Origin of the sequence: Actinoplanes sp. SE50/110, assembly GCF_900119315.1 — a bacterium.
GTDB lineage: Bacteria > Actinomycetota > Actinomycetes > Mycobacteriales > Micromonosporaceae > Actinoplanes.
Window position 1 is genome coordinate 1,483,278 of record NZ_LT827010.1, and the last position, 19,602, is coordinate 1,502,879.

Here is a 19,602-nt window from a genome sequence, read left to right on the forward strand (position 1 = left end):
ATTCTTCACCGGAATTTGCACTTAAGGTCCCAAAGCGGGTAACACCGTTGGCCATGCGCAACCGGTACCTGGACCTGCTCCGCGCGATCGCCACCGTCCGGGTGGTCGTCTATCACCTCACCGGCTGGGCCGCGCTGACCATCGTCTTCCCGGCGATGTCGGTGATGTTCGCGCTGGCCGGGTCGCTGATGGCGGCCTCCCTGGACCGCTTCGGGGTGTGGGCGGTGGAGCGGCGGCTGCGCCGGCTGCTGCCCTCCCTCTGGGTGCTGACCCTGCTGATCGCGGTGCCGGCCATGCTGATCAGCGGTACCCCGTTCGACGTACATCTGCTGCTCTGGGGTTTTCCGCTGGTCGACCCGGAGGCCACCGGCTGGTGGATGGCCTCGCTCAGCCACGCCTGGTATCTGCGGGACTTCCTCTGGTTCGTGCTGCTCTCGCCGCTGGCCCTGCCGGTCTTCCGGCGGATCCCGCTGATCGCGGTCCTGCTGCCGTACGCCGGTCTGCTGGTCCTGGAGCTCACCGGCGCCCGGGTCGTCAACGTGGTGCACGACCTGGCCCTGTACGGCGGGGCGTGGCTGCTCGGTTTCGCCCATCACGACGGGCACCTGGCCCGGATCCCGCGCAAGCGGCTGATCGCGCTGGCGGCCGCGCTCGCCGTGCCCGGGATGGCGTGGGTGCTCACCCACTCCGGGCCGCGCGGCCTCGACCTGAACGACATCCCGATCGGCAACGCGCTCTGGTCGGCGGCCTTCGTGCTGGTCGCGATGGGCTGCTCGCCGAGGGTCGGCGAGCACCGGGTGCTGACCGTGCTCAACGCGCGGGCGCTGAGCATCTACCTCTGGCACATCCCGATCCTGCTCGGGGTCACCGAGTTCGGCGAACGGCACGGGCTGCCGGTCCGCGGGGCGTACGGGATCGGCTGGCGGCTGATCGTCGTGACGCTGCTCATCGCCGTGGCCCTGGCCCTGGTCGGCTGGGTGGAGGACGTGGCCGCCGGACGCCGGCCGGCGCTGCTGCCCGGCCGGCCGGTGCCGGTCCCGGTGTCGCCGGCCCCGGCCCTAGAGGGTGCCGACGGTGAGATCGCCGCTGCGCGCGCGTAGATCCAGCACGTTCGGCGACCGGGGATCGTCGGTGATCCCCTCGATGTGCTCGTCGCCGGTGGTGGCGTGCTCCTTGAGCTGGTAACTGCCCACCGGCACACGCAGCATCAGGTCGCCGCTGGTCACCACGGCGGTCACCGAGGCCGGCCGGGACAACTCCAGATCCACGTCGCCGGAGGTGACCCGGGCGTCGATCGGCCCGGCGATCTCCCGGGCCGCCAGGTCACCCGAGGTGGCCTCCAGGGTCACCGCGGGCGCGCCGGTCACCGTCACGCTGCCCGAGGTGGCCTTGACCTTGACCGGCGCGGTGGCGTGATCGATCACCACGTCCCCCGAGGTGAGCTTGAGGTCGACGGCCCCGACCCCGGTCAGCGACGTGCTGCCGGACCGCATGCTGCCGTGCACCGCCACCCCGGCCGGCGCGTCCACCTCGTACGACACCGAGCAGTTGAAGCCACAGTCGGTGGGCAGGGTCAGGGTGGTCCCGGAGAGCTGATACGACGGGCCGGAGCCGTTGCCGCCGCGCACGATGCGCTTGATGTGCGTCTCGCCGACCGCCCCGGTGGTCACCGTCACATCGCCGCTGCCACCGCTCAGCACGATGTCGGTGACCTTCGTCTTCTCGGTGTCGTCGAAGGTCATCTTGGCGCCCACCACGCCGTCGCAGCCGGCCAGGGCGGCGACCGAGGCGGCGGCGAGGAGAAGGGCAACTCTGCGGGTCATGTGCCGACGCTATTTCCGGGGACACCCGAGACGCCATCAGTCCCGTCCCGGAGACGACCCTGAGATCCGGGTCAGGGTTTGTCGCACCCAGCGGGCAGAATGGCGGAGTGCCCGCTGGATATCGACGCCACCTCTACCGCGACGACGCGGTGGTCCTGCGTGTGCAGAAACTCGGCGAGAGCGACCGAATCGTCACCCTGCTCACCCGCCGGCACGGCCGGCTGCGCGCGGTCGCCCGCGGCGTGCGCCGCACCACCTCCCGCTTCGGCGCCCGGCTCGAGCCGTTCGGGCACATCGACCTGCAGCTCGCCGGGTCGCCCGAGGGGGTGGGCAGCGCGCTGCACTCGGTCAGCCAGGTCGAGGCGCTGTCGCTGTTCGGCAAGAGCTTCCTCGCCGACTATCCGCGCTACACCGCCGCCAGCGCCATCTGCGAGACCGCCGAGCGGCTCACCCCGGTCGAGCGGGAGCCGGCGCTGCGCCTGTTCCAGCTCACCCTGGGCGCGCTCAAGGCGCTCGCGGCCGGCGAGCACGCCGGCAGCCTGGTGTTGGACGCCTACCTGCTGCGCGCCATGGCCTTCGCCGGCTGGGCGCCCGCGCTCACCGAGTGCGCCGTCTGCGGCGACCCGGGCCGGCACGCCGCGTTCGCGGTCCCGGCCGGCGGCGCGGTCTGCCCCGACTGCCGGCCACCCGGTGCCGCCCACCCCAGCCCCGACACGATCGGCCTGATGGCCGCGCTCACCAGCGGCGACTGGCCGGTCGCCGACGCGTCCGCGCCGTCGGTGCGCCGGGAGTGCAGCGGCCTGGTCGCCGCCCACCTGCAATGGCACATGGAGCGCTCGTTACGCTCGTTGCCGCTTGTCGACCGACGGGAGTTGAAACCGTGAGCCCGCGTCCGCCCACCCCGCACATCTCCGGCGCCCGGCCGCCCCAGCTGCCGTCCGCGGCGATCCCCCGGCACGTGGCGATCGTGATGGACGGCAACGGCCGCTGGGCCAAGGAGCGCGGCCTGTCCCGCACCAAGGGCCACGAGCAGGGCGAGCACTCCCTCTTCGACGCCATCGAGGGCGCCATCGAGCTGGGCATCCCCTACCTCTCGGCCTACGCGTTCTCCACCGAGAACTGGAAGCGCTCGCCCGAGGAGGTGCGCTTCCTGATGGGCTTCAACCGTGACGTCATCCGCCGCCGCCGCGACCAGCTGGTCGACCTCGGCGTCCGGGTGGTCTGGTCCGGCCGGTCCGGCCGGCTGTGGAAAAGCGTGATCGCCGAGCTGCAGACCGCCGAGGAGATGAGCCGGCACAACAAGACGCTCACCCTGCAGTTCTGCGTCAACTACGGCGGCCAGGCGGAGATCGCCGACGCCGCCGCGGCGATCGCCCGGGACGTCGCGGCCGGCAAACTCAGAGCCGACAAGGTCACCGAGAAGACCATCGCGAAATACCTGTACCACCCCGAGGTCCCCGAGGTCGACCTGTTCCTGCGCCCCTCCGGCGAGCAGCGCACGTCGAACTTCCTGCTCTGGCAGTCGGCGTACGCCGAGATGGTCTACCTGGACACGCTCTGGCCCGACTTCGACCGCCGCCACCTCTGGTATGCGTGCGAGCTCTACGCCCAGCGCGACCGGCGCTTCGGCGGCGCCCTGCCCAACCCGGTCAGCCCGTCATGAGGCACCTGTGGATCGCCCGGCACGCCTTCGCCAACGAGGACGAGACCGGACTGACCGGCGACGGCGAGCAGCAGGCCGCCCTGCTCGGGAAACGCCTCGCCGACGTGCCGCTGACGGCCGTCCACCACAGTCCGCTGGCCCGGGCGGTGCAGACCGCCACGATCGTCGCGGCGCATCTGCCGCCCGAGGTGCCGCTGCACCCCGCCGACGAACTCGACGACCAGTTTCCGACCCCGGCGAACTCGGCCGGCATGATCGCCCGCTTCACCGGGGCCGCGCCGGTGGAGACGCACGAGTTGGTGATCACCCACGCGTTCCAGGTGGCCTGGTTCGTGCGGGACGCGCTGGAGGCACCGGAAGACCGCTGGCGGGGCCTGAACTCGTGCAACGCCGGGCTGACCCTGATCCGCTATTTCCCGGGCCAGAAGCCGCGAGTGATCATGTTCAACGACGTGAGCCATCTGCCGGCGTCGTTGCAGTGGACAGGTTTCCCGCCCGAACTCCGCCCGTGACCTCTCGCCGCCCCGCGGCGGTCAGTCGGTCATTGCCTTGACGGCGGTTTCCAGGTCGGTCAGGTCGGGCAGGACCACGTGGGCGCCGGCGGCGGCGAGGTCGGCCGCCGGGGTGGCGCCGGTGGCGACCGCGATCGCGACCGCGTCGTTGGCCAGCGCCGCCGTCACGTCGTTCACGGTGTCGCCGATCACGACCGGCCGGAACGGCTCGCCGTATTTCGCCCGCGCGCGTTCCAGGCTGCGGCGGACCAGGGTGGCCCGCACACTGTCGTCCGTGCCGTAACCGCCCACCTCGGCGTCGAACGAACCGGACAGGCCGAACGCCGCCACCTTCGCCGCCGCCACCTCGGGCACGTTGCCGGTCACCAGGGTCTGCACCACATCGGGCCGTTCCGCGAGGTGGGCGAGGATCTCCCGCACTCCCGGCATCAGCGCACCCTGTTCGGCGAACTCGTGCCGGACCGTGTCGACGATCTCCACGTACCGCGCGAAGAAGCGTTCCGGGGTGCAGTCGGTCACCCCGTGCGCCTCGAAGACCCCGCCGCAGATGTCCAGGTCGGTGCGCCCACCGAAGATCGGCGTATCCCGCCAGGCCACCCCGGTCACCTCGGTGAACGCGGCCTTCCACGCCCGGGCCGCCACCCCGCCGCCGCGCAGCAGCGTGTAGTCGACGTCCCACATCACCAGACGCCTCATGACTCGCCCAGCACCCGTTCGATGTGGTCCACCTTGGCGGTCAGCGCCCCGGTCACCCCGGGCCGCACATCCGCCTTCAACGACAGACTCACCCGCGGGGCGACCGCGGCCACCGCCTCCACCGCCTGCTTGACCACCGCCATCACCTCGTCCCACTCACCCTCGATCGTGGTGAACATGGCATCGGTCCGGTTCGGCAGCCCCGAGGCCCGAACCACCCGCACCGCCTCGGCGACGGCATCCCCGACGGAGTCCCCGACCCCGATCGGCGTGACAGAGAAGGCGACCAGCATGCCTCCATCCTGCCAGCCGATCCTCGTGCGGCCGGGTGGGGTCAGCGGCCGAGGAGGGTGGCGATGTCGGCGGCCAGGCGGGTGGTGGCTTCGATCTCCTCCCTGCGGATGGAGACGCTCTCGATGTTGAAGCCGTACGGGACGCCCAGGTGCTCGCAGAAGTCCCGCAGGTCACGGGCGATGTCGAGGCAGTGCTTGTACGACTCGGCGAGCGGGTCGGCGGTGTGCCGCAGCGAGTTCTCCAGCCAGCGGGGAACGTCGACGCCGAGCCAGCGCAGGAACTCCAGCGTCTTCAGCGACCCGCACAGCGACAGCGTGAAAATCATGGTCCGTGGCGGTATGTCCCGGGCCCGGCACTCGTAGAAGTAGTCGGAGATCAGGTTCTTGGTCTCGTTGACGTGATAGACGACCTGGGAGATGAAGAAGCTCGCTCCCCGATCCTGCTTGGTCAGCATCCGCCGGTGCTCCTCCGGCCGTTCCCCGATCACCACCGCACCCAGCGGCAGCTCCGGCCGGACCTCGGCCCGCAACTCCTGCGCCCGGCGCAACCCGGTGCGGACCGCCTTGCCGCCCGACGACGCGCCGACGAAGACACCGAGCACCTGCTCCGGATCGACCCCGCGCATCCAGTCGCGCAGCTCCTCCTCGGCGTACTTCCCCACGCAGCGGTAGATGATCACCGGCTGCTTCCAGGCGCCCAGGTGCGTCTCGTAATACTGCGCGGGGTCGTGCGACGCCAGGAACGGGAACGGCCGCTCGACCGGGTTCCGGTCGGACTCGTCGTCGATGTCGTAGAGGATCAGCCCGTCCAGGTCGAGCCGGCCGAGCCGCTCCAGGGTGACCTCGGCGATCTCCTTGATCCGCTCCTCGGGGGTGCTGCGCTTCGGCGGCGTGATGCTGAACAGCAACACCCCGCTACGGGCGTCGGCCAACAGCTGCGGCAGTCGGGCACGAGTCATGGCACCACCCTAGAAAACACCCCCTCGGTGACCTGCACGACAGTCCCACCATCCCGCCCACCGAGCCGGCCCGTCGCCCGGTGCGGCGGGGGCCGCGGCTACCGGGCCATGCTCATCGCGTGCTCGGCGACCAGGTCGAGCAGCTCGTCGCGGTCGGCGGTCGGGGCGACCCCGCGTGTGGTCACCGAGACGTTCCACCAGTGCGGCCGCTGCTGCTCGCGGAGCGCCGGCAGCTCCCGCCCGGCCCGCTGGACCATGACGATCGACGTGGCGAGGAAGCCCTCCATCAGCGAGCGGAGAATCGGATGCTGGGCCCCGAGGTAGTAGCCGGTCAACGCGTCCACGAAGGCCACGAAGACGTCGAGGTCGATCTCATACTCGTCCGCGATCATCGGACCGATGCCGGTCGGCAGTTCCACCAGCGGTGCCACCGCCTCACCGGTGCGCGCGTAGAGCCTCGCCACCCCGTTCGACGGATTCCACAGGACCAGGTCGCCGACCTCGAAATACTGACTCACCCATCCATGATCATCGCGTCGTGGCGGGGCCGGCAAGTCAATTGCGGGAGTCGCTGTTCCGCGCGGGACGACCGCCCGGCGCATGCCGATGGGCCGGCGAATGGTTCATGTCAGGAACCTTCGCCAGGTGCGGACAACGTCCACCGGCGAGCCGGTGACCGGGTGACGAACGCGCGGTCAACCGATGATCGGCCGGAACACTCCGGAGACCACGCTCACTGCCAGGATCAGGGCGGACAGCACCACGGCCGTCACCAGCAGCACCGCGTCGGCCGCGGTGAAGCGCTGGGTCCGGGCGTACGTCCGCGGCACCCCGGAGTCGAATCCGCGCGCGTCCATCGCCACCGCCAGCCGCACGCCGCGTCGCAGCGCTCCCACCAGCAACGCGAACGCCGTCGACGCGAACGCCACCGGGTTCTTCCCGGTTTCCACTCCGCGCGCCCGTCGGGCCAGGGTCAGCATCCGCCACTCCTGCCCGAGCAGCGGCAGCAGCCGGAACGCGGCGAGCGCCCCGATCGCGAACCGGGCCGGCGCTTTCGCGTTCTGCACCAGCGCGTCGGCCAGGTCGGTCGGGTCGGTGGTGGTGAACACCGCGATCCCGGGCAGGGCCACCGCGAAGATCCGCAGGATCAGACCGGTCGCGCTCGCCAACACGCCGGTGGTCACGTCCACCCGCCCCACCGAGAACAGCAGCTCACCACCGCGGTCGGCGGCGAACAGCACCATCGCGACCAGGGTGCTGAACGCGGTCAGCAGCAGCGGCCAGATCCGCCGGGCGAGCACCCGCGCCCGCACCCCGAAGAACGGCAGTGCGATCAGTTCGACGCCGAGCGCGACGGCCGGGGTCACCGGGTCCAGCGTCGCGATCATCGGCAGGGCGAACAGCAGCGCGGCGCCGAGCTTGGCCACCGGGTTGCGGCGCGCCAGCGGCGCGCCCGGGTCGGCGATCGGCTCGAGGAGGAGGTTCACGGTCGCGGTCCGCCGATGGTGACGGTCCGATCGGCGATGGTACGGACGAATTCCTCGTCGTGCGTGACCGCCACCACGCCGTGCCCCTCGTCGCGCAGCTCGCCCAGCAACGTCACCAACTCGGTCCACGTCCGCCGGTCCTGCCCGAAGGTCGGCTCGTCGAGCACCAGCAGCCGGGGTGCGGTGGCCAGTGCGGTCGCCACGCTCAGCCGCCGAGCCTCCCCGCCGGAGAGGGTGTACGGGTTCGCCTCGGCCAGCCGCTCCAACCGCAGCCGGTGCAGCAACTCGTCGACGGTGGCCCGGATCTCGGCGGCGCCGCGGCCCAGCCGCCGGGGTCCGAGTGACAGTTCGTCGGCGACCCGGGTGGTGACGAACTGGTGCTCCGGGTTCTGGAAGACCGAGCCGATCCGCTGGGTGAGGGTTCTGGCCCGCCACCGGTGCGGCGGTTTCCGGTCACCGAACGCGCTGACCCGCCCGGTTCCCGGGGCGAGCAGCCCGCCGAGGAGCAGCGCGAGGGTGGATTTGCCGGCGCCGTTCGGCCCGGTCACCGCGAGCACTTCGCCGGCGCCCGCGGTCAGCCTCACGGCGGGCAGGCGTCCCGGCACGCCGGTCTGTTCCGCACGTACCAGATCGGAGGGAACGGTGACCGGGGCGATCCGCGACTCGACGGCGTGCCCCGGCACCCAGACGCCCTGCTCGGCCAGCTCGTCGCCGTAGGCGGCGAAGATCGCCTCAGGCGTGCCGTCGGCCCGCACCCCACCGCCCGCCTCGATCACCACGACCCGGTCCACCAGCGGCAACGCGTCGGCGACCCGGTGCTCGACGATGATCAGCGTGGTGTCCGGGCCGACCGCCTGGGCGATCGCGTCGCGGATCAGCGCGGCTCCGGCCGGGTCCAGGTTGGCGGTCGGTTCGTCGAGCAGCAGCAGGCCGGGGCGCAGCGCGAGGACCCCGGCGAGGGCCAGCCGTTGCGCCTCGCCGCCGGAGAGCGCGGCGGTGGAGCGGTCCAGCGGATACCGGAATCCGACCCGGTCCAGGGTTTCGGTGACCCGCGGCCAGATCTCGCCGGCCGGCACACCGCGGTTCTCCAGGCCGAACGCCACGTCGTCGCCGGAGCGGGCCATCACCAGCTGGGTCTGCGGGTCCTGGAAGAGGATGCCGACCCGGTCGCGGGCCTTGGGCGGTTCCAGCCCGTCGATCTCGATGCCGCCCGCGGCCTCCCCGGAATCCTCGGGCAGCAGGCCGGCCAGCGCGGCGAGCAGGGTGCTCTTGCCGGCCCCCGAAGGGCCCAGCAGCAGCACCCGCTCGCCGTGCCGGATGTGCAGGTCGAGGCCGCGCACCGCCCAGGCCCGGCGGCCCGCGTGCCGCCAGCCGAACCCGCGGAGCTGAACCTCGCTCACCGCGATTAGATCAATGCCCGCTGGCGGCCGGCCGCGAACCGGTCCAGGACGCCGGTCGGCGCGAGCGCGCGGACCAGCAGCCAGGCGCCGGCGCCGGCGATCACGGTGGCGCTGACGACGGTGATCAGCGCGTACGGGATCCGGTAGCTCCACAGGTCGTAGTCGTAGGTCCAGACGTACCAGTCGAAGACCGCGGCGACCAGGCCGGCCAGGGCGCCGGAGAGCAGCCCGGCGGGCAGGGTGAAGACCCGGTAGCGGAACAGGGCGAAGGCCAGCTCGGCGCCGAGGCCCTGGGCCGCACCCTGGATGATCACGGTGGCGCCCCACTTATTGCCGAGCAGCGCCGAGATGATCGAGGCGACCGTCTCGGTGAAGAACGCGGCGCCCGGCTTGCGGATGATCAGCGCGCTCAGCACGGCCGGCAGGAACCACATGCCGTAGAGGACGGCCTGGGCCGGCGGGAAGAACGTGAACGCGTTCTCGGTGGCGGCCCAGAGCGCGTCCCAGGCCCAGAAGATGACGCCGAACGCGACGGCGATCACCGAGGCGATCACGATGTCTATCGTGCGCCAGCGATGGGTGGATGTCATTGATACGCCTCCCAGCGGTTACCGGGAGGAGACGCACGCCGAGCCTGGCGGCCTGACGCGGCTGAAGAAAGACCGAACTTCCTGCGCTGGCATTACCCAGATCAGGTACGAGGGTCTGCGGATGATCCGCACTCTCAGCGCTGTGCGCTCCCCTGTCGGACGAAGCTCTTTCGCGGCTGCCTCGACCCGCGCGTCGCTGAAGTGGACGCACTGGTCTCCGCCGTCGCGGAAAAGCTTCGGTGCATGTGCTTCGATGACGCTAACACCAGGTCGGCGATGTAGCACAGCGAGGGAGTGATCACATGGAGGTCAAGGCCCGGGGGCTGACGTTCGAGGTGGCCGTGGGCGGTCCCGAGGACGGTCGGCCGGTTCTGCTGCTGCACGGCTTTCCGCAGGATCACCGGGAGTTCGACCCTCTGCTGCCCCGCCTGCACGAGGCCGGCCTGCGGACGTACGCGATGGACCAGCGCGGCTACTCGCCCGGCGCCCGCCCGTCCGGCGTCCCCGCCTACCGGATCGGCGAGCCGGTCGCCGACGTCCTCGGCGTCCTGGACGCGCTCGGCCTGGAGTCGGTGCACCTGGTCGGCCACGATTGGGGCGCCCAGGTCGGCTGGCTGGTCGCCGGCCGGCACCCGGACCGGGTGCGCACCCTGACCGCGATCTCCGTGCCGCACCCCCGGGCGCTGCTGCTGGCCCTGCGGGTCCGGCCGTCCCAGCAGGCCCGGCTCGCCTACTTCCAGGTCTTCCGCAGCGCCGTGGCGGAGAAGCTGCTGCTCGGCGGCGGCGCCCTGGTGATGCGCCGGATGCTGGGCGCGATCGGGCCGCGTGCCGACCTGTACGTCAAGGCGATGCGCGAGCCGGGCCGGCTGACCACCGCGCTCCACTGGTACCGCGCCTTCCGCTCCTCGGACGTCGCCGACCTCGGCGAGATCACCGTTCCGACCACGTACGTCTGGAGCGACCGGGACGGGGTGGTCGGCCTGACCGCCGCGCTGCGCACCGCCGACTGGGTGCCGGCCGACTACCAGTTGGTCGCGATGCGCGGGGTCAGCCACTGGGTGCCCGAACAGGCGCCCCGCGAACTCGGCGACGCGATCCTGGCACGCATCGGCGTTTGACCATGGGCGCGACCGGGAATCCTCGCTCACCATGGCCGCCACTCCGTCGAAGGAAACGCAGAAGCAGCGGTGGGACCGGAATTTCGCCGACCTGCTGCAGGAGCTGCGGGTGGCGCAGACCGGCGTGCAGATCCTGTTCGCGTTCCTGCTGACCCTGCCGTTCTCCAGCGGCTTCCCGAAGGCGACCGAGTTCCAGCGGGACACCTACGTGGTGGCGTTGATCAGTGCGGCGTTCGCCACCGCGCTGATCATCTCGCCGGTCGCGTTCCACCGGGCGCTGTTCCGCCAGGGCCGCAAACCGGAGCTGGTCCGGTATGCGCACCGGATGGCCAGCGCCGGCCTGGCCTGCATGCTGGTCTCGATGGTCAGCAGCGTGCTGCTGGTCACCGACTACGTGCTGCACGCCCGCTGGGCGGTGGTGCTGACGGTGCTCAGCGCCGGCTGGTTCCTCACCTTCTGGGCGATCCTGCCGGTCACCCACAAGCGCTGGGCCACCGACGACGACAAGGACGGCTTCGTCCTCGACGACGCCCCGGCCGACTCGGCTACGAGCGGCCTGCTCGACGCAGACCGAGGCGCCTGAGTTCCAGGTCGGCGAGCGCGTCGACGGCCGCCGCGTCCCCGGCCCGCCAGCTCTGCGCGATGTCCGGGCCGAGCCGGGCCAGCTCGCTCAGCGGCCGGGAGGCGAGCGCTCGCAGCGCCAGCAGGTCCCGCCCGGCCGGCAGGTCGCGGACCGCGCTCGCCGTGGTGGCCCGCCGGACCCAGCGCAGCCGCCTCGGCAGCCAGAGGAACAGGATCACGGCCAGCGGCACCGCGACCGCCATCAGCGGCAGGATCAGCGCCAGCTTGCCGACCAGGTCCTGCTGCTGCTGGCCGGCCTCGGCGATCGACCGGGCGGCGTTCGCGGCCCCGGCGAACGGTTTGGTCAGCTGATCGCCGACGATCGGCACCCGGCCCACCTTGCCGCCCGCGTCGGCCAGGTTGTCGGCGATGCCGCCGCCGGCGCTCTCCAGCTTCTGGCCGGGGACGGCCAGTTGCTGCACCAGGTCGTGAACCCAGAGAGCGGCCCGGATCCAGAGGTAGACCCAGATCACCACGAGGATGTCGGTGACGAGCTGGCGGACGGCGATGGGCATGCGGTCGGCGTAGAGCTTCACCTGTGGAGGGTCGCACTCAGCCCCGGTGCGCGCACTCCGGGCAGGTCCCGAAGATCTCCATGGTGTGTGACACGTCGACGAACCCGTGCTCGCCGGCCATCTTCTCGGCCCACGACTCGACCGCCGGGCCGAGCACCTCGACGGTCCGCCCGCAGGATCGGCACACCAGGTGGTGGTGATGCCCCTGGCTGCAGCGGCGGTACAGGTGCTCGCCGCCGGGCGGGCGCATCACGTCCACCTCGCCGGCGTCGGCCAGGCCCTGCAGCGTCCGGTACACCGTGGTCAGCCCGACCCGTTCACCCCGGTCGCGCAGCATCGCGTGCAGGTCCTGCGCACTGTGGAATCCCTCGGTCTCGGCGAGCACGGCGCTCACCGCGCTGCGCTGCTTGGTGTTGCGCTGAGCACTGTCCGGGCTCACCATCGATTCTCCCTTGCGTGGCTCACGGCGTCGGCGACGATGTGCGCGACGTGGTCGTCCACCAGGGAGTATGCGATCTCCCGGCCGCGCCGGACACCCCGCACCACGCCGGCGCCGCGCAACACCCGCAAGTGTTGCGAGATCAGCGGCTGTGCGGCGCCGAGCTCGGCGACCAGATCGTGCACGCAGCATGCGCCACCGCCCAGGCGCACCACGATGGCGATCCGGATCGGGGCGGACAGCGCCCGCAGCAGCGCGCCGGCCGCCTCGTACGACCCGTGGCCGGCGCCCTGCTCAGCCATGCAGCACCACGTCCGGCGGTTCGGCGTGGGCAGGCGCCGGGCGTCGCCGGCGGTGCCACAGCGCGCCGGCCGCGGCGGTCACCAGGAACGCGGCCAGGGCCAGCAGCACCGTGGTGGCGCCCGGCGCGGTGTCGATCTGGCCGGACAGCACCACCCCGGCGCCGGCCGCGCCGACCCCGATCAGCATGGCCACCGCCATCGTGGACCGGAACCCGCGGGTCAGCTGCTGCGCGGCCGCCACCGGCACCACCATCAGGGCGGAGACCAGGAGCAGACCGACGGTGCGCATGGCGATCGTGACGGTCACCGCGGTCGTCACCGCGAGGAGCAGGTTGAGCGTACGCACCGGCAGTCCACTGACCCGGGCATACTCCTCGTCGTTGCAGAGCGCGAACAGCGCCGGCCGGAACACCAGCATGGCGATCAGCACCGCCGCACCCAGGCCGGCGATCACCACGATGTCCTGCGGCGAGGTGGTGATCAGCGACCCGAACAGGTACTGCATCAGGCTGGCGTTGCTGGCGTCGTCGGAGAGCCCGACCAGCACCACGCCGCCCGCGATCCCGCCGTAGAACAGCAGGGCCAGCGCCAGGTCACCGGAGGTGCGGCCGCGTTCGCGGACCAGCTCCACGGCGACCGCGCCGATCACCGAGACCAGCACCGCGGTCAGCACCGGCGACCGGTGGGTGAGCAGGCCGACGCCGACCCCGGTCAGCGCCACGTGCCCGATCCCGTCACCGATCAGTGACAGCCGTCGCTGCACCAGGTAGACGCCGAGCGCCGGCGCGGCCAGACCGATGATCAGCGCACCGGCCAGCGCGCGCAGCATGAAGGGATAGGTCAAGAGGTCCATTCAGTACGCCTTCATCCCGTCCGTCGGCGCCCATTCGCAGATGCCGGCCTTCGCCTCGTCGGCATGCGGGTGCACATGGTCGTGGCCCGGCTCGGCGTGATGCCCGGCCGGCTCCGGCGGCACCCCCTCGTGCGCGATCCGGCCCTCGTGCACCACCACGGCCCGGCCGATCAGCGGCCGCAGCGGGCCCAACTCGTGCAGGACCAGCAGGATGGTGCCGCCGTTCGCGGCGAACTCGGTGAGCGCCCCGGCGAACGCCTCCTGGCTGGCCGCGTCCACCCCGGCCGTCGGCTCGTCGAGGACCAGCAGGTCGGGCCGGCCGGCCAGGGCCCGGGCGATCAGGGTGCGCTGCTGCTGCCCACCGGAGAGGGTGCTGACCGGGTCGCCGATCCGGTCCAGCAGGCCGACCGCGGTCAGCGCCTGCCGCACCGCCTCCCGGTCGGCGGCCCCGGGCAGCCGGAACAGCCCGCGCCGGGCCAGCCGGCCGGAGGCGACCACCTCGCCGACGGTGGCCGGCACGCCGCTGCCGGCGCCGAGGCGCTGCGGCACGTAGCCGATCCGCGCCCAGTCGCGGAACCGGCGCTGCGCGGTGCCGAACAGGTCGATCTCCCCGCGGCGCACCGGGACCAGGCCGAGGATCGTCCGGATCAGGGTGGACTTGCCGGAGCCGTTGGCGCCGAGCACCGCGACCACGTCGCCGGCCGCGACGCTCAGGTCCACGTCCCGCAGGATCTCCCGCCCGTCATAACCGGCCGCCACGTGCCGAACCGCGATCACACTCACTGGGCCCTCCTTGTCATGCCCTCGTGGCCCTCGCCTGCGGCGCCGATGGTCAGGTTGCGGCGGTGCCGCCCGGTGCCGCCGGTCATGACGGGCACCCCAATGCCGTGGTGAGCGAGGCCAGGTTGGCCCGCATCACCGAGAAGTAGTCCGCGGACGGGTCGATCAGGCCTTCCAGCGGGTCGAGCACCGCGGTCTTCGCACCGACCTCACGCGCGATGGTGTCGGCGACCTTCGGGCTGACCAGGGTCTCGAAGAAGATCGTGGTGGTGCCGTGCGCCCGGGCGTCGGCGGCGACCTCGGCCAGCCGGCGTGGCGACGGCTCGGCCTCCGGGTCCACCCCGGTGATCCCGATCTGGGTCAGGTGATACCGCTCGGCCAGGTAGTGGAACGCGGTGTGGCTGGTCACCAGCTCCCGCCGCGGACAGGAGGCCAGCCGGGTGCGGAACTCGGCGTCCAGGTCGTCGAGCTGCCGGTGCAGGGCGGCGGCGTTCGCCGTGTAGGTGGCCGCGTGCGGCGGGTCGGCCTGCCCGAACCGGACGGCGAGCCGGTCGGCGATCGCGGCGAGCCGGACCGGGTCGAGCCAGACGTGCGGGTCGTGATGTTCGGGCGCGGCGGCGGCGGACACGTCGTACCCCGCAATCGCCGCGTTCTGTTCTATCGCCTCGTCGACCGCGGGCTGGAAGCCGGCCACGTGCACCGCCACCTTCGCGTCCACGATCTGGGCCACCTGGCGCGGGCTCAGCTCGACGTCGTGCGGCTCGGCGCCCGGCTTGGTCAGGTTGACCACCCGGACCAGGTCGCCGCCGATCCGCTCGCTGACGAACTGCAGCGGGTAGAAGGCGGCCACGATCGGCATCCGGCCGTCCGCCGCGGCCCGCGCGCCGCAGCCGGCCAGCACGGCCAGCAGGAGCAGCGGGGTGAGCAGGCGGCGCATCATGGCACCAACTGTGGTCGATAATGACAATGATTGTCAAAAGCGCATGGGTCAGAGGGCCTTGCCGAGCACCGCGACGATCAGCAGGGTGAGCAGCACCACCCGGACGAGCCGGGTGATCGGCGGCTGGACCGGCCAGGTGGTGAAGGTCAGCGTGGCCAGCCCGGCCGCCAGCACCGCCAGCAGCAGCGCGCCCACCACGCCCGGCAGGAACAGGCCGGCCAGCAGCAGGGCCAGCGCGGCGAAGAACGCCGAGGTGGGATTCACCCTCGCCAGCCGGCGAAGAAAATGGTCCGGCGTCGTCACAGCGGCTCCCTCGCGGCGTGCGTACCCTCGTCACATGCTGGTGCTCAACCGATTCCTGGTCCCGCCGGACACGCAGGACGACTTCCGGGAGCAGGCGCACGCCGCGCTCGCGGCCCTCGCCGGATGCCCCGGATACCTGTCCGGCCGGCTCGCCCGCGCCCTGGAGGACACCGCCGCCTGGACCCTGGTGACCGAGTGGGAGTCGGTCGGAGCCTACCGCCGCGCGCTGGGCAACTTCGATGTGAAGGTGCACGCCACCCCGCTGCTCGCGCGCTCGCTCGACGAGCCGTCCGCGTTCGAGACGCTGGCCGCCGCCGGGCCGGGGGAGCCGGTGACCGAGACCGCCAGTGACCGGGCGGCCGAGTCGTGGCGCTGAGCACTAGGCTGGCCGCATGACCTACGGTCAGCCGTATCCGGCGCTTCCCGAGACGCCCACCTTCGTCGCGCCGCCCCCGCCGCCCGGCCCGGGCGTGCACCCGCCGTTCCCGGCGCCGCCGGTCGAGGGCCGCGGGCGTCGGATCGGGCTCGGCTTCGGCATCGGCGGTGGCATCGTGGCGCTGGTCTGCGCTGGCGGGCTGGCCGCGGTGGTCGGCCTCGGCCTCGCGATGACCAGCGCGTTCACCGAGCAGGCGCACGTCGTGGTCGGTAAATACCTGGACGCGGTCAAGGCCGGCGACTACACCAAGGCGTATGCGCAGCTCTGCCCCGAGGCCCGGGCGCGGGAGTCGATCACCGAGTATCGCGCCCGCGTCACGCAGGACGAGCGGATCGACTCGTACTCCATCGGTGATCTTGATCTGGTCACCGGTGAGGTGCCGGTCGACCTCACCTATGCCGACGGCGGCACCGACCACGTCGAGGCTCAGCTCGGGCAGAACAGCAGCACGGGCGCGTTCGAGGTGTGCTCCGTCGGGGAGTAGCGTGGCTCGGGTCCCCTGTCATCCCGATACCCCCGCCGACACCCAGCCGGCGTAGGAGACTCATGCCTGCCGACCGCATCGATTCCGTTGTCAGCCTTGCCAAGCGCCGGGGCTTCGTCTTCCCCTCCAGCGAGATCTACGGAGGGACCCGCTCCGCCTGGGACTACGGTCCGCTCGGCGTCGAGCTGAAGGAGAACGTCCGCCGGCAGTGGTGGCGGACCATGGTCCAGCAGCGCGACGACATCGTCGGCCTGGACTCGGCCGTCATCCTGAGCAAGGACGTGTGGGCGGCCTCCGGTCACCTCGACGCTTTCGTCGACCCGCTGACCGAGTGCCAGTCCTGCCACAAGCGGTTCCGGGCCGACCACCTCGAGGAGGCGTACGAGGCCAAGCACGGCTCGCTGCCCGCCTCGCTGTCCGAGCTGAACTGCCCCAACTGCGGCAACAAGGGCACCTTCACCGAGCCGAAGATGTTCAACGGCCTGATGAAGACCTACCTCGGCCCGACCGAGAGCACCGAGGGCCTGCACTACCTGCGCCCGGAGACCGCCCAGGGCATCTTCGTCAACTACGCCAACGTGGCGACCGCGGCCCGCAAGAAGCCGCCGTTCGGCATCGCGCAGGTCGGCAAGAGCTTCCGCAACGAGATCACGCCGGGCAACTTCATCTTCCGGACCCGCGAGTTCGAGCAGATGGAGATGGAGTTCTTCGTCGCCCCCGGCGACGACGAGCAGTGGCACGAGTACTGGCTGCAGGAGCGCTGGAACTGGTACCGCGGGCTGGGCCTGTCGGAGAGCAACCTGCGCTTCTACGAGCACCCCAGGGAGAAGCTCTCGCACTACTCGAAGCGGACCGTCGACATCGAGTATCGCTTCCAGTTCGGCGGCACCGAGTTCGCCGAGCTCGAGGGCATCGCCAACCGCACCGACTTCGACCTGACCACGCACTCCAAGCACTCCGGCGTCGACCTGTCCTACTTCGACCAGGAGAAGCAGGAACGCTGGACGCCGTACGTGATCGAGCCGGCCGCCGGCCTCACCCGTGCGGTGCTGGCCTTCCTGCTCGAGGCATACGACGAGGACGAGGCCCCGAACACCAAGGGCGGCGTCGACAAGCGCACCGTCATGCGCTTCGACCCGCGCCTGGCCCCGGTCAAGGTCGCGGTGCTGCCGCTGTCCCGCAACCCGGAGCTGTCGCCCAAGGCCAAGGGCCTCGCCGCCGACCTGCGCAAGCGCTGGATCGTCGAGTTCGACGACTCGCAGGCCATCGGCCGGCGGTACCGTCGCCAGGACGAGATCGGCACCCCGTTCTGCGTCACCGTCGACTTCGACACGCTGACCGACGACGCGGTCACCGTGCGCGACCGGGACACCATGAAGCAGGAGCGGGTCTCGCTCAGCCAGATCGAGGACTACCTGATCAAGCGCCTGCCGGGTTGCTGATCGGTTCGACGCCGGTGGATGCGGGGCATGGCGCCGGCCGTGCCCCGCACCGCGCTCGGGGCGGTCCGGCCGCGTTCATCGCCGCCGCCCATGGGTGGCGTCCCGCCGGTGCGTCGGTAAGCATCTACCATGGTCACTTCCGCTGAACGGAAGGTGACTCATGCCGAAGGTTTCACGAAGGCGACGGCTGCTGGCGGTGGTGGCCGCGATGCTGGTCGGCGCGGTGACGATGGGTGCCGGGCCCGGCCGCGCCGAGGCGGCGGCGGCCTTCGCGCCCATCGACCCGGCGCCGTTCATGCTTGACCCGTCGGACAGCTTCCAGCGCTATGGGAGCCTGGTCAGCCGGATCGAGGCGAGCGGCAAGGTGACCGCGACGCCCCAGCTGGGATCGGCGCTCGACGGCCCGCAGGACTTCAAGCCCACTTGGGGGCTGTGCCACCCCACCGCCGGGATCCCCGCCGGCCTCGGCGCCACCGGCTTCTGCTGGGACCCCCGGGACGACGGCTGGGGCCTCACCTGGACCCCGCAGGGCATCTCCGGTTCCTGGGACGCCCAGCCCGACGGGCTGTGGGAGGGCCGGAAAATCGCGCTGGCCAGCTGGCACGGCCCGAACAACGGGTTCGCCCGGCTCACCTTCGTCGACTACACGAACACCGCCGCACTCAAGTTCCGCGACGTGCTGCTCGTGGTGCCCTACAGCAGCAACGGGGTGGACAACTTCCGGGTCCTGAGCGCGCACGCGGACGGTGTCGTCTGGTACGGCAACACCCTCCTCGTGGCCAATGGCGGCCGGATGCACGTGTTCAGCCTGAAGCACCTGTGGGCGATGGACCGCTCGGAGGAGGAGACCGGGTTCGGCGCCGACGGGTCCAAGGCGCCCAGCGCACGCTGGCACCGGTACGCGCTCCCGGAGATCGGCGAGTACTACCCGGAGTCCACGCCGACCGGCACCTACGTCGGCTGCACCTCGGCCACCGGCGTCCGGCCGTGCCTCAACGCGATCAGTCTCGACCGGCGCGGCGGCAACCCCGACTCGATCGTCTCGGCGGAGTACCTGGACGCGAACGCGGCCGGCGGCCGGGCGTTCCGGTGGCCGTTGAGCCCGACATCCGGGCTGGTGGTGAGCGCCGACGGCAAGGTGCACGCCGAGGCGGCGTACACCTCACCGGTCTGGCGGATGCAGGGCATCGCCAGCGACGGCGTCAACTGGTACATCGCCGGGAACTGTGCGTCAGGTGCGTCGAACAGCGGCTGCATCCACAAGGCCGTCCCGGGTCAGGCGCCGCACCAGCAGGCCGAGGTCGGCGGTGTGGAGAACCTCTCGTACCAGCCGGGCACGAGTCCCCGCCTGTGGGGCCTGACCGAGGGGAAGAATCCGATCACCTTCACCATCAAGGTGCCGTGACGCGCCGCCGCCCCGGTCCTTCGCGAGTCAGAAGCTGAAGCCACCGGGGCGGCCGTTGCGGTCGGCGATCAGGCCGGCCAGGATCGCGAGCGCGATCTCCGGCCCGGTGCGGCTGCCGATGTTCAGCCCGATCGGCCGGTGCACCCGGGCGATCTCCGCCTCCGGCACCCCCAGATCCCGCAGGGCCGCGGTGTGCGGGCCCTCGTGCCGCGGGTTGCCGACGATCCCGATCCACCGGCTCGGCCCGGCCAGGATCTCCTGGAGCAGCGGCCCGATCTCCGGCCGGTGGTGATCGCTCAGCACCACGTCGGTGTGCTCGTCCGGCTCGGCCGCCGCCAGGTCACCCACCACCCGGTCGCCGTGCGGCCGGGGTGTGCCGCCCAGCCGGGTCGGATCCGGCTCCACCAGCACCGAATGAAACCCCAGATCGACCGCGAACCGCTGCAGCGCCTCCGCCACCGGCGACTCGAAGACGACCACCAGCCGTCGCGGCCCCATGCCATCGGTCACCCCCGCGACTCTGCCAGACGGAACGACGATC

At 71.7% G+C, this 19,602-nt stretch carries 26 protein-coding genes and 1 riboswitch; of the genes, 10 read left to right on the forward strand and 16 right to left on the reverse strand.

Going from position 1 to position 19,602, the window contains the following annotated elements; genetic code table 11:
- Nucleotides 1–53 precede the first annotated feature (53 nt).
- Entirely contained in the window at nucleotides 54–1,100 is a 1,047-nt protein-coding gene (locus ACSP50_RS06655) for an acyltransferase (protein ID WP_014688388.1), read from the forward strand.
- On the opposite strand, the gene ACSP50_RS06660 is transcribed toward ACSP50_RS06655, so the two are convergent.
- The gene (locus ACSP50_RS06660) at nucleotides 1,059–1,823 is read right to left on the reverse strand and encodes a DUF4097 family beta strand repeat-containing protein (protein WP_014688389.1); all 765 of its coding nucleotides are present in this window, start codon (nucleotides 1,821–1,823) and stop codon (nucleotides 1,059–1,061) included. The genes ACSP50_RS06655 and ACSP50_RS06660 overlap by 42 nt on opposite strands.
- A 107-nt stretch (nucleotides 1,824–1,930) precedes the next feature.
- Between ACSP50_RS06660 and recO the strand changes: the two genes are divergently transcribed.
- From recO to ACSP50_RS06675, 3 genes are read left to right on the forward strand one after another with little or no spacing between them, the layout of a single operon-like run.
- Nucleotides 1,931–2,707, forward strand: a complete 777-nt coding sequence (gene recO, locus ACSP50_RS06665; RefSeq protein WP_043510946.1) for a DNA repair protein RecO — start codon at nucleotides 1,931–1,933, stop codon at nucleotides 2,705–2,707.
- Nucleotides 2,704–3,486: an isoprenyl transferase gene (locus tag ACSP50_RS06670; RefSeq protein WP_014688391.1), complete on the forward strand. Its 783-nt coding sequence runs from the start codon at nucleotides 2,704–2,706 to the stop codon at nucleotides 3,484–3,486. The genes recO and ACSP50_RS06670 overlap by 4 nt, the downstream gene beginning before the upstream one ends.
- Nucleotides 3,483–3,998, forward strand: coding sequence for a histidine phosphatase family protein (locus tag ACSP50_RS06675; RefSeq protein WP_014688392.1), 516 nt, complete (start codon nucleotides 3,483–3,485; stop codon nucleotides 3,996–3,998). The genes ACSP50_RS06670 and ACSP50_RS06675 overlap by 4 nt, the downstream gene beginning before the upstream one ends.
- Nucleotides 3,999–4,019: 21 nt before the next feature.
- On the opposite strand, the gene ACSP50_RS06680 is transcribed toward ACSP50_RS06675, so the two are convergent.
- From ACSP50_RS06680 to ACSP50_RS06710, 7 genes are all read right to left on the reverse strand, one after another.
- A complete protein-coding gene (locus ACSP50_RS06680; RefSeq protein ID WP_043510949.1) occupies nucleotides 4,020–4,694 on the reverse strand; it encodes an HAD family hydrolase in 675 nt (224 codons plus the stop codon).
- Nucleotides 4,691–4,987 (reverse strand): MTH1187 family thiamine-binding protein, encoded by a 297-nt coding sequence (locus ACSP50_RS06685; protein WP_014688394.1) that lies wholly within the window; start codon nucleotides 4,985–4,987, stop codon nucleotides 4,691–4,693. Before ACSP50_RS06685 ends, ACSP50_RS06680 begins: the two co-directional genes overlap by 4 nt.
- A gap of 41 nt (nucleotides 4,988–5,028) precedes the next feature.
- A complete protein-coding gene (locus tag ACSP50_RS06690; protein ID WP_014688395.1) occupies nucleotides 5,029–5,946 on the reverse strand; it encodes a methylenetetrahydrofolate reductase in 918 nt (305 codons plus the stop codon).
- A gap of 98 nt (nucleotides 5,947–6,044) precedes the next feature.
- Nucleotides 6,045–6,464: a DUF6086 family protein gene (locus ACSP50_RS06695; RefSeq protein WP_014688396.1), complete on the reverse strand. Its 420-nt coding sequence runs from the start codon at nucleotides 6,462–6,464 to the stop codon at nucleotides 6,045–6,047.
- A 177-nt stretch (nucleotides 6,465–6,641) separates the two neighbouring features.
- Complete coding sequence (locus ACSP50_RS06700; RefSeq protein ID WP_014688397.1) at nucleotides 6,642–7,433, reverse strand: energy-coupling factor transporter transmembrane protein EcfT; 792 nt, start codon at nucleotides 7,431–7,433, stop codon at nucleotides 6,642–6,644.
- Entirely contained in the window at nucleotides 7,430–8,833 is a 1,404-nt protein-coding gene (locus ACSP50_RS06705; protein ID WP_014688398.1) for an ABC transporter ATP-binding protein, read from the reverse strand. The genes ACSP50_RS06700 and ACSP50_RS06705 overlap by 4 nt, the downstream gene beginning before the upstream one ends.
- Before the next feature lie 5 nt (nucleotides 8,834–8,838).
- Complete coding sequence (locus tag ACSP50_RS06710; RefSeq protein WP_014688399.1) at nucleotides 8,839–9,423, reverse strand: ECF transporter S component; 585 nt, start codon at nucleotides 9,421–9,423, stop codon at nucleotides 8,839–8,841.
- Between the two features lie 60 nt (nucleotides 9,424–9,483).
- A riboswitch (TPP riboswitch) is annotated at nucleotides 9,484–9,587 on the reverse strand.
- Nucleotides 9,588–9,725: 138 nt separating this feature from the next.
- On the opposite strand from ACSP50_RS06710, the gene ACSP50_RS06715 reads away from it, so the two are divergent.
- Both ACSP50_RS06715 and ACSP50_RS06720 read left to right on the forward strand, forming a co-directional pair.
- A complete protein-coding gene (locus tag ACSP50_RS06715) occupies nucleotides 9,726–10,541 on the forward strand; it encodes an alpha/beta hydrolase (protein WP_014688400.1) in 816 nt (271 codons plus the stop codon).
- Nucleotides 10,542–10,572: 31 nt separating this feature from the next.
- Nucleotides 10,573–11,124 (forward strand): DUF6328 family protein, encoded by a 552-nt coding sequence (locus ACSP50_RS06720; RefSeq protein WP_014688401.1) that lies wholly within the window; start codon nucleotides 10,573–10,575, stop codon nucleotides 11,122–11,124.
- On the opposite strand, the gene ACSP50_RS06725 is transcribed toward ACSP50_RS06720, so the two are convergent.
- The 7 genes from ACSP50_RS06725 to ACSP50_RS06755 all read right to left on the reverse strand — a co-directional run bounded on the left by ACSP50_RS06725 (nucleotide 11,087) and on the right by ACSP50_RS06755 (nucleotide 15,294).
- Nucleotides 11,087–11,698: a hypothetical protein gene (locus ACSP50_RS06725; RefSeq protein ID WP_014688402.1), complete on the reverse strand. Its 612-nt coding sequence runs from the start codon at nucleotides 11,696–11,698 to the stop codon at nucleotides 11,087–11,089. The genes ACSP50_RS06720 and ACSP50_RS06725 overlap by 38 nt on opposite strands.
- Nucleotides 11,699–11,714: 16 nt before the next feature.
- Nucleotides 11,715–12,119, reverse strand: a complete 405-nt coding sequence (locus ACSP50_RS06730; protein WP_014688403.1) for a Fur family transcriptional regulator — start codon at nucleotides 12,117–12,119, stop codon at nucleotides 11,715–11,717.
- Nucleotides 12,113–12,418: a helix-turn-helix transcriptional regulator gene (locus ACSP50_RS06735; RefSeq protein ID WP_014688404.1), complete on the reverse strand. Its 306-nt coding sequence runs from the start codon at nucleotides 12,416–12,418 to the stop codon at nucleotides 12,113–12,115. The genes ACSP50_RS06730 and ACSP50_RS06735 overlap by 7 nt, the downstream gene beginning before the upstream one ends.
- Nucleotides 12,411–13,271, reverse strand: a complete 861-nt coding sequence (locus ACSP50_RS06740; protein ID WP_014688405.1) for a metal ABC transporter permease — start codon at nucleotides 13,269–13,271, stop codon at nucleotides 12,411–12,413. The genes ACSP50_RS06735 and ACSP50_RS06740 overlap by 8 nt, the downstream gene beginning before the upstream one ends.
- Nucleotides 13,272–14,054 carry a metal ABC transporter ATP-binding protein gene (locus ACSP50_RS06745; protein WP_014688406.1) on the reverse strand — a complete coding sequence of 261 codons (783 nt, stop codon included), beginning with the start codon at nucleotides 14,052–14,054 and terminating at the stop codon, nucleotides 13,272–13,274.
- A gap of 82 nt (nucleotides 14,055–14,136) precedes the next feature.
- On the reverse strand, nucleotides 14,137–14,991 hold the full coding sequence (locus ACSP50_RS06750; protein ID WP_014688407.1) for a metal ABC transporter substrate-binding protein: 855 nt from the start codon (nucleotides 14,989–14,991) through the stop codon (nucleotides 14,137–14,139).
- Nucleotides 14,992–15,039: 48 nt separating this feature from the next.
- Nucleotides 15,040–15,294, reverse strand: coding sequence for a DUF6703 family protein (locus ACSP50_RS06755; protein WP_014688408.1), 255 nt, complete (start codon nucleotides 15,292–15,294; stop codon nucleotides 15,040–15,042).
- Between the two features lie 34 nt (nucleotides 15,295–15,328).
- Between ACSP50_RS06755 and ACSP50_RS06760 the strand changes: the two genes are divergently transcribed.
- The 4 genes from ACSP50_RS06760 (at nucleotide 15,329) to ACSP50_RS06775 (ending at nucleotide 19,061) form a co-directional block, all read left to right on the forward strand.
- Nucleotides 15,329–15,670, forward strand: a complete 342-nt coding sequence (locus tag ACSP50_RS06760) for an antibiotic biosynthesis monooxygenase (RefSeq protein WP_014688409.1) — start codon at nucleotides 15,329–15,331, stop codon at nucleotides 15,668–15,670.
- 16 nt (nucleotides 15,671–15,686) lie between these two features.
- A complete protein-coding gene (locus tag ACSP50_RS06765) occupies nucleotides 15,687–16,214 on the forward strand; it encodes a hypothetical protein (RefSeq protein WP_014688410.1) in 528 nt (175 codons plus the stop codon).
- A gap of 62 nt (nucleotides 16,215–16,276) precedes the next feature.
- A complete protein-coding gene (locus tag ACSP50_RS06770) occupies nucleotides 16,277–17,656 on the forward strand; it encodes a glycine--tRNA ligase (protein WP_014688411.1) in 1,380 nt (459 codons plus the stop codon).
- Between the two features lie 160 nt (nucleotides 17,657–17,816).
- Nucleotides 17,817–19,061: a hypothetical protein gene (locus ACSP50_RS06775; RefSeq protein ID WP_014688412.1), complete on the forward strand. Its 1,245-nt coding sequence runs from the start codon at nucleotides 17,817–17,819 to the stop codon at nucleotides 19,059–19,061.
- A gap of 27 nt (nucleotides 19,062–19,088) precedes the next feature.
- Here the strand turns inward: ACSP50_RS06775 and ACSP50_RS06780 are convergent, their stop codons facing one another.
- A complete protein-coding gene (locus tag ACSP50_RS06780; RefSeq protein WP_231956878.1) occupies nucleotides 19,089–19,571 on the reverse strand; it encodes an XdhC family protein in 483 nt (160 codons plus the stop codon).
- Nucleotides 19,572–19,602 lie beyond the last annotated feature (31 nt).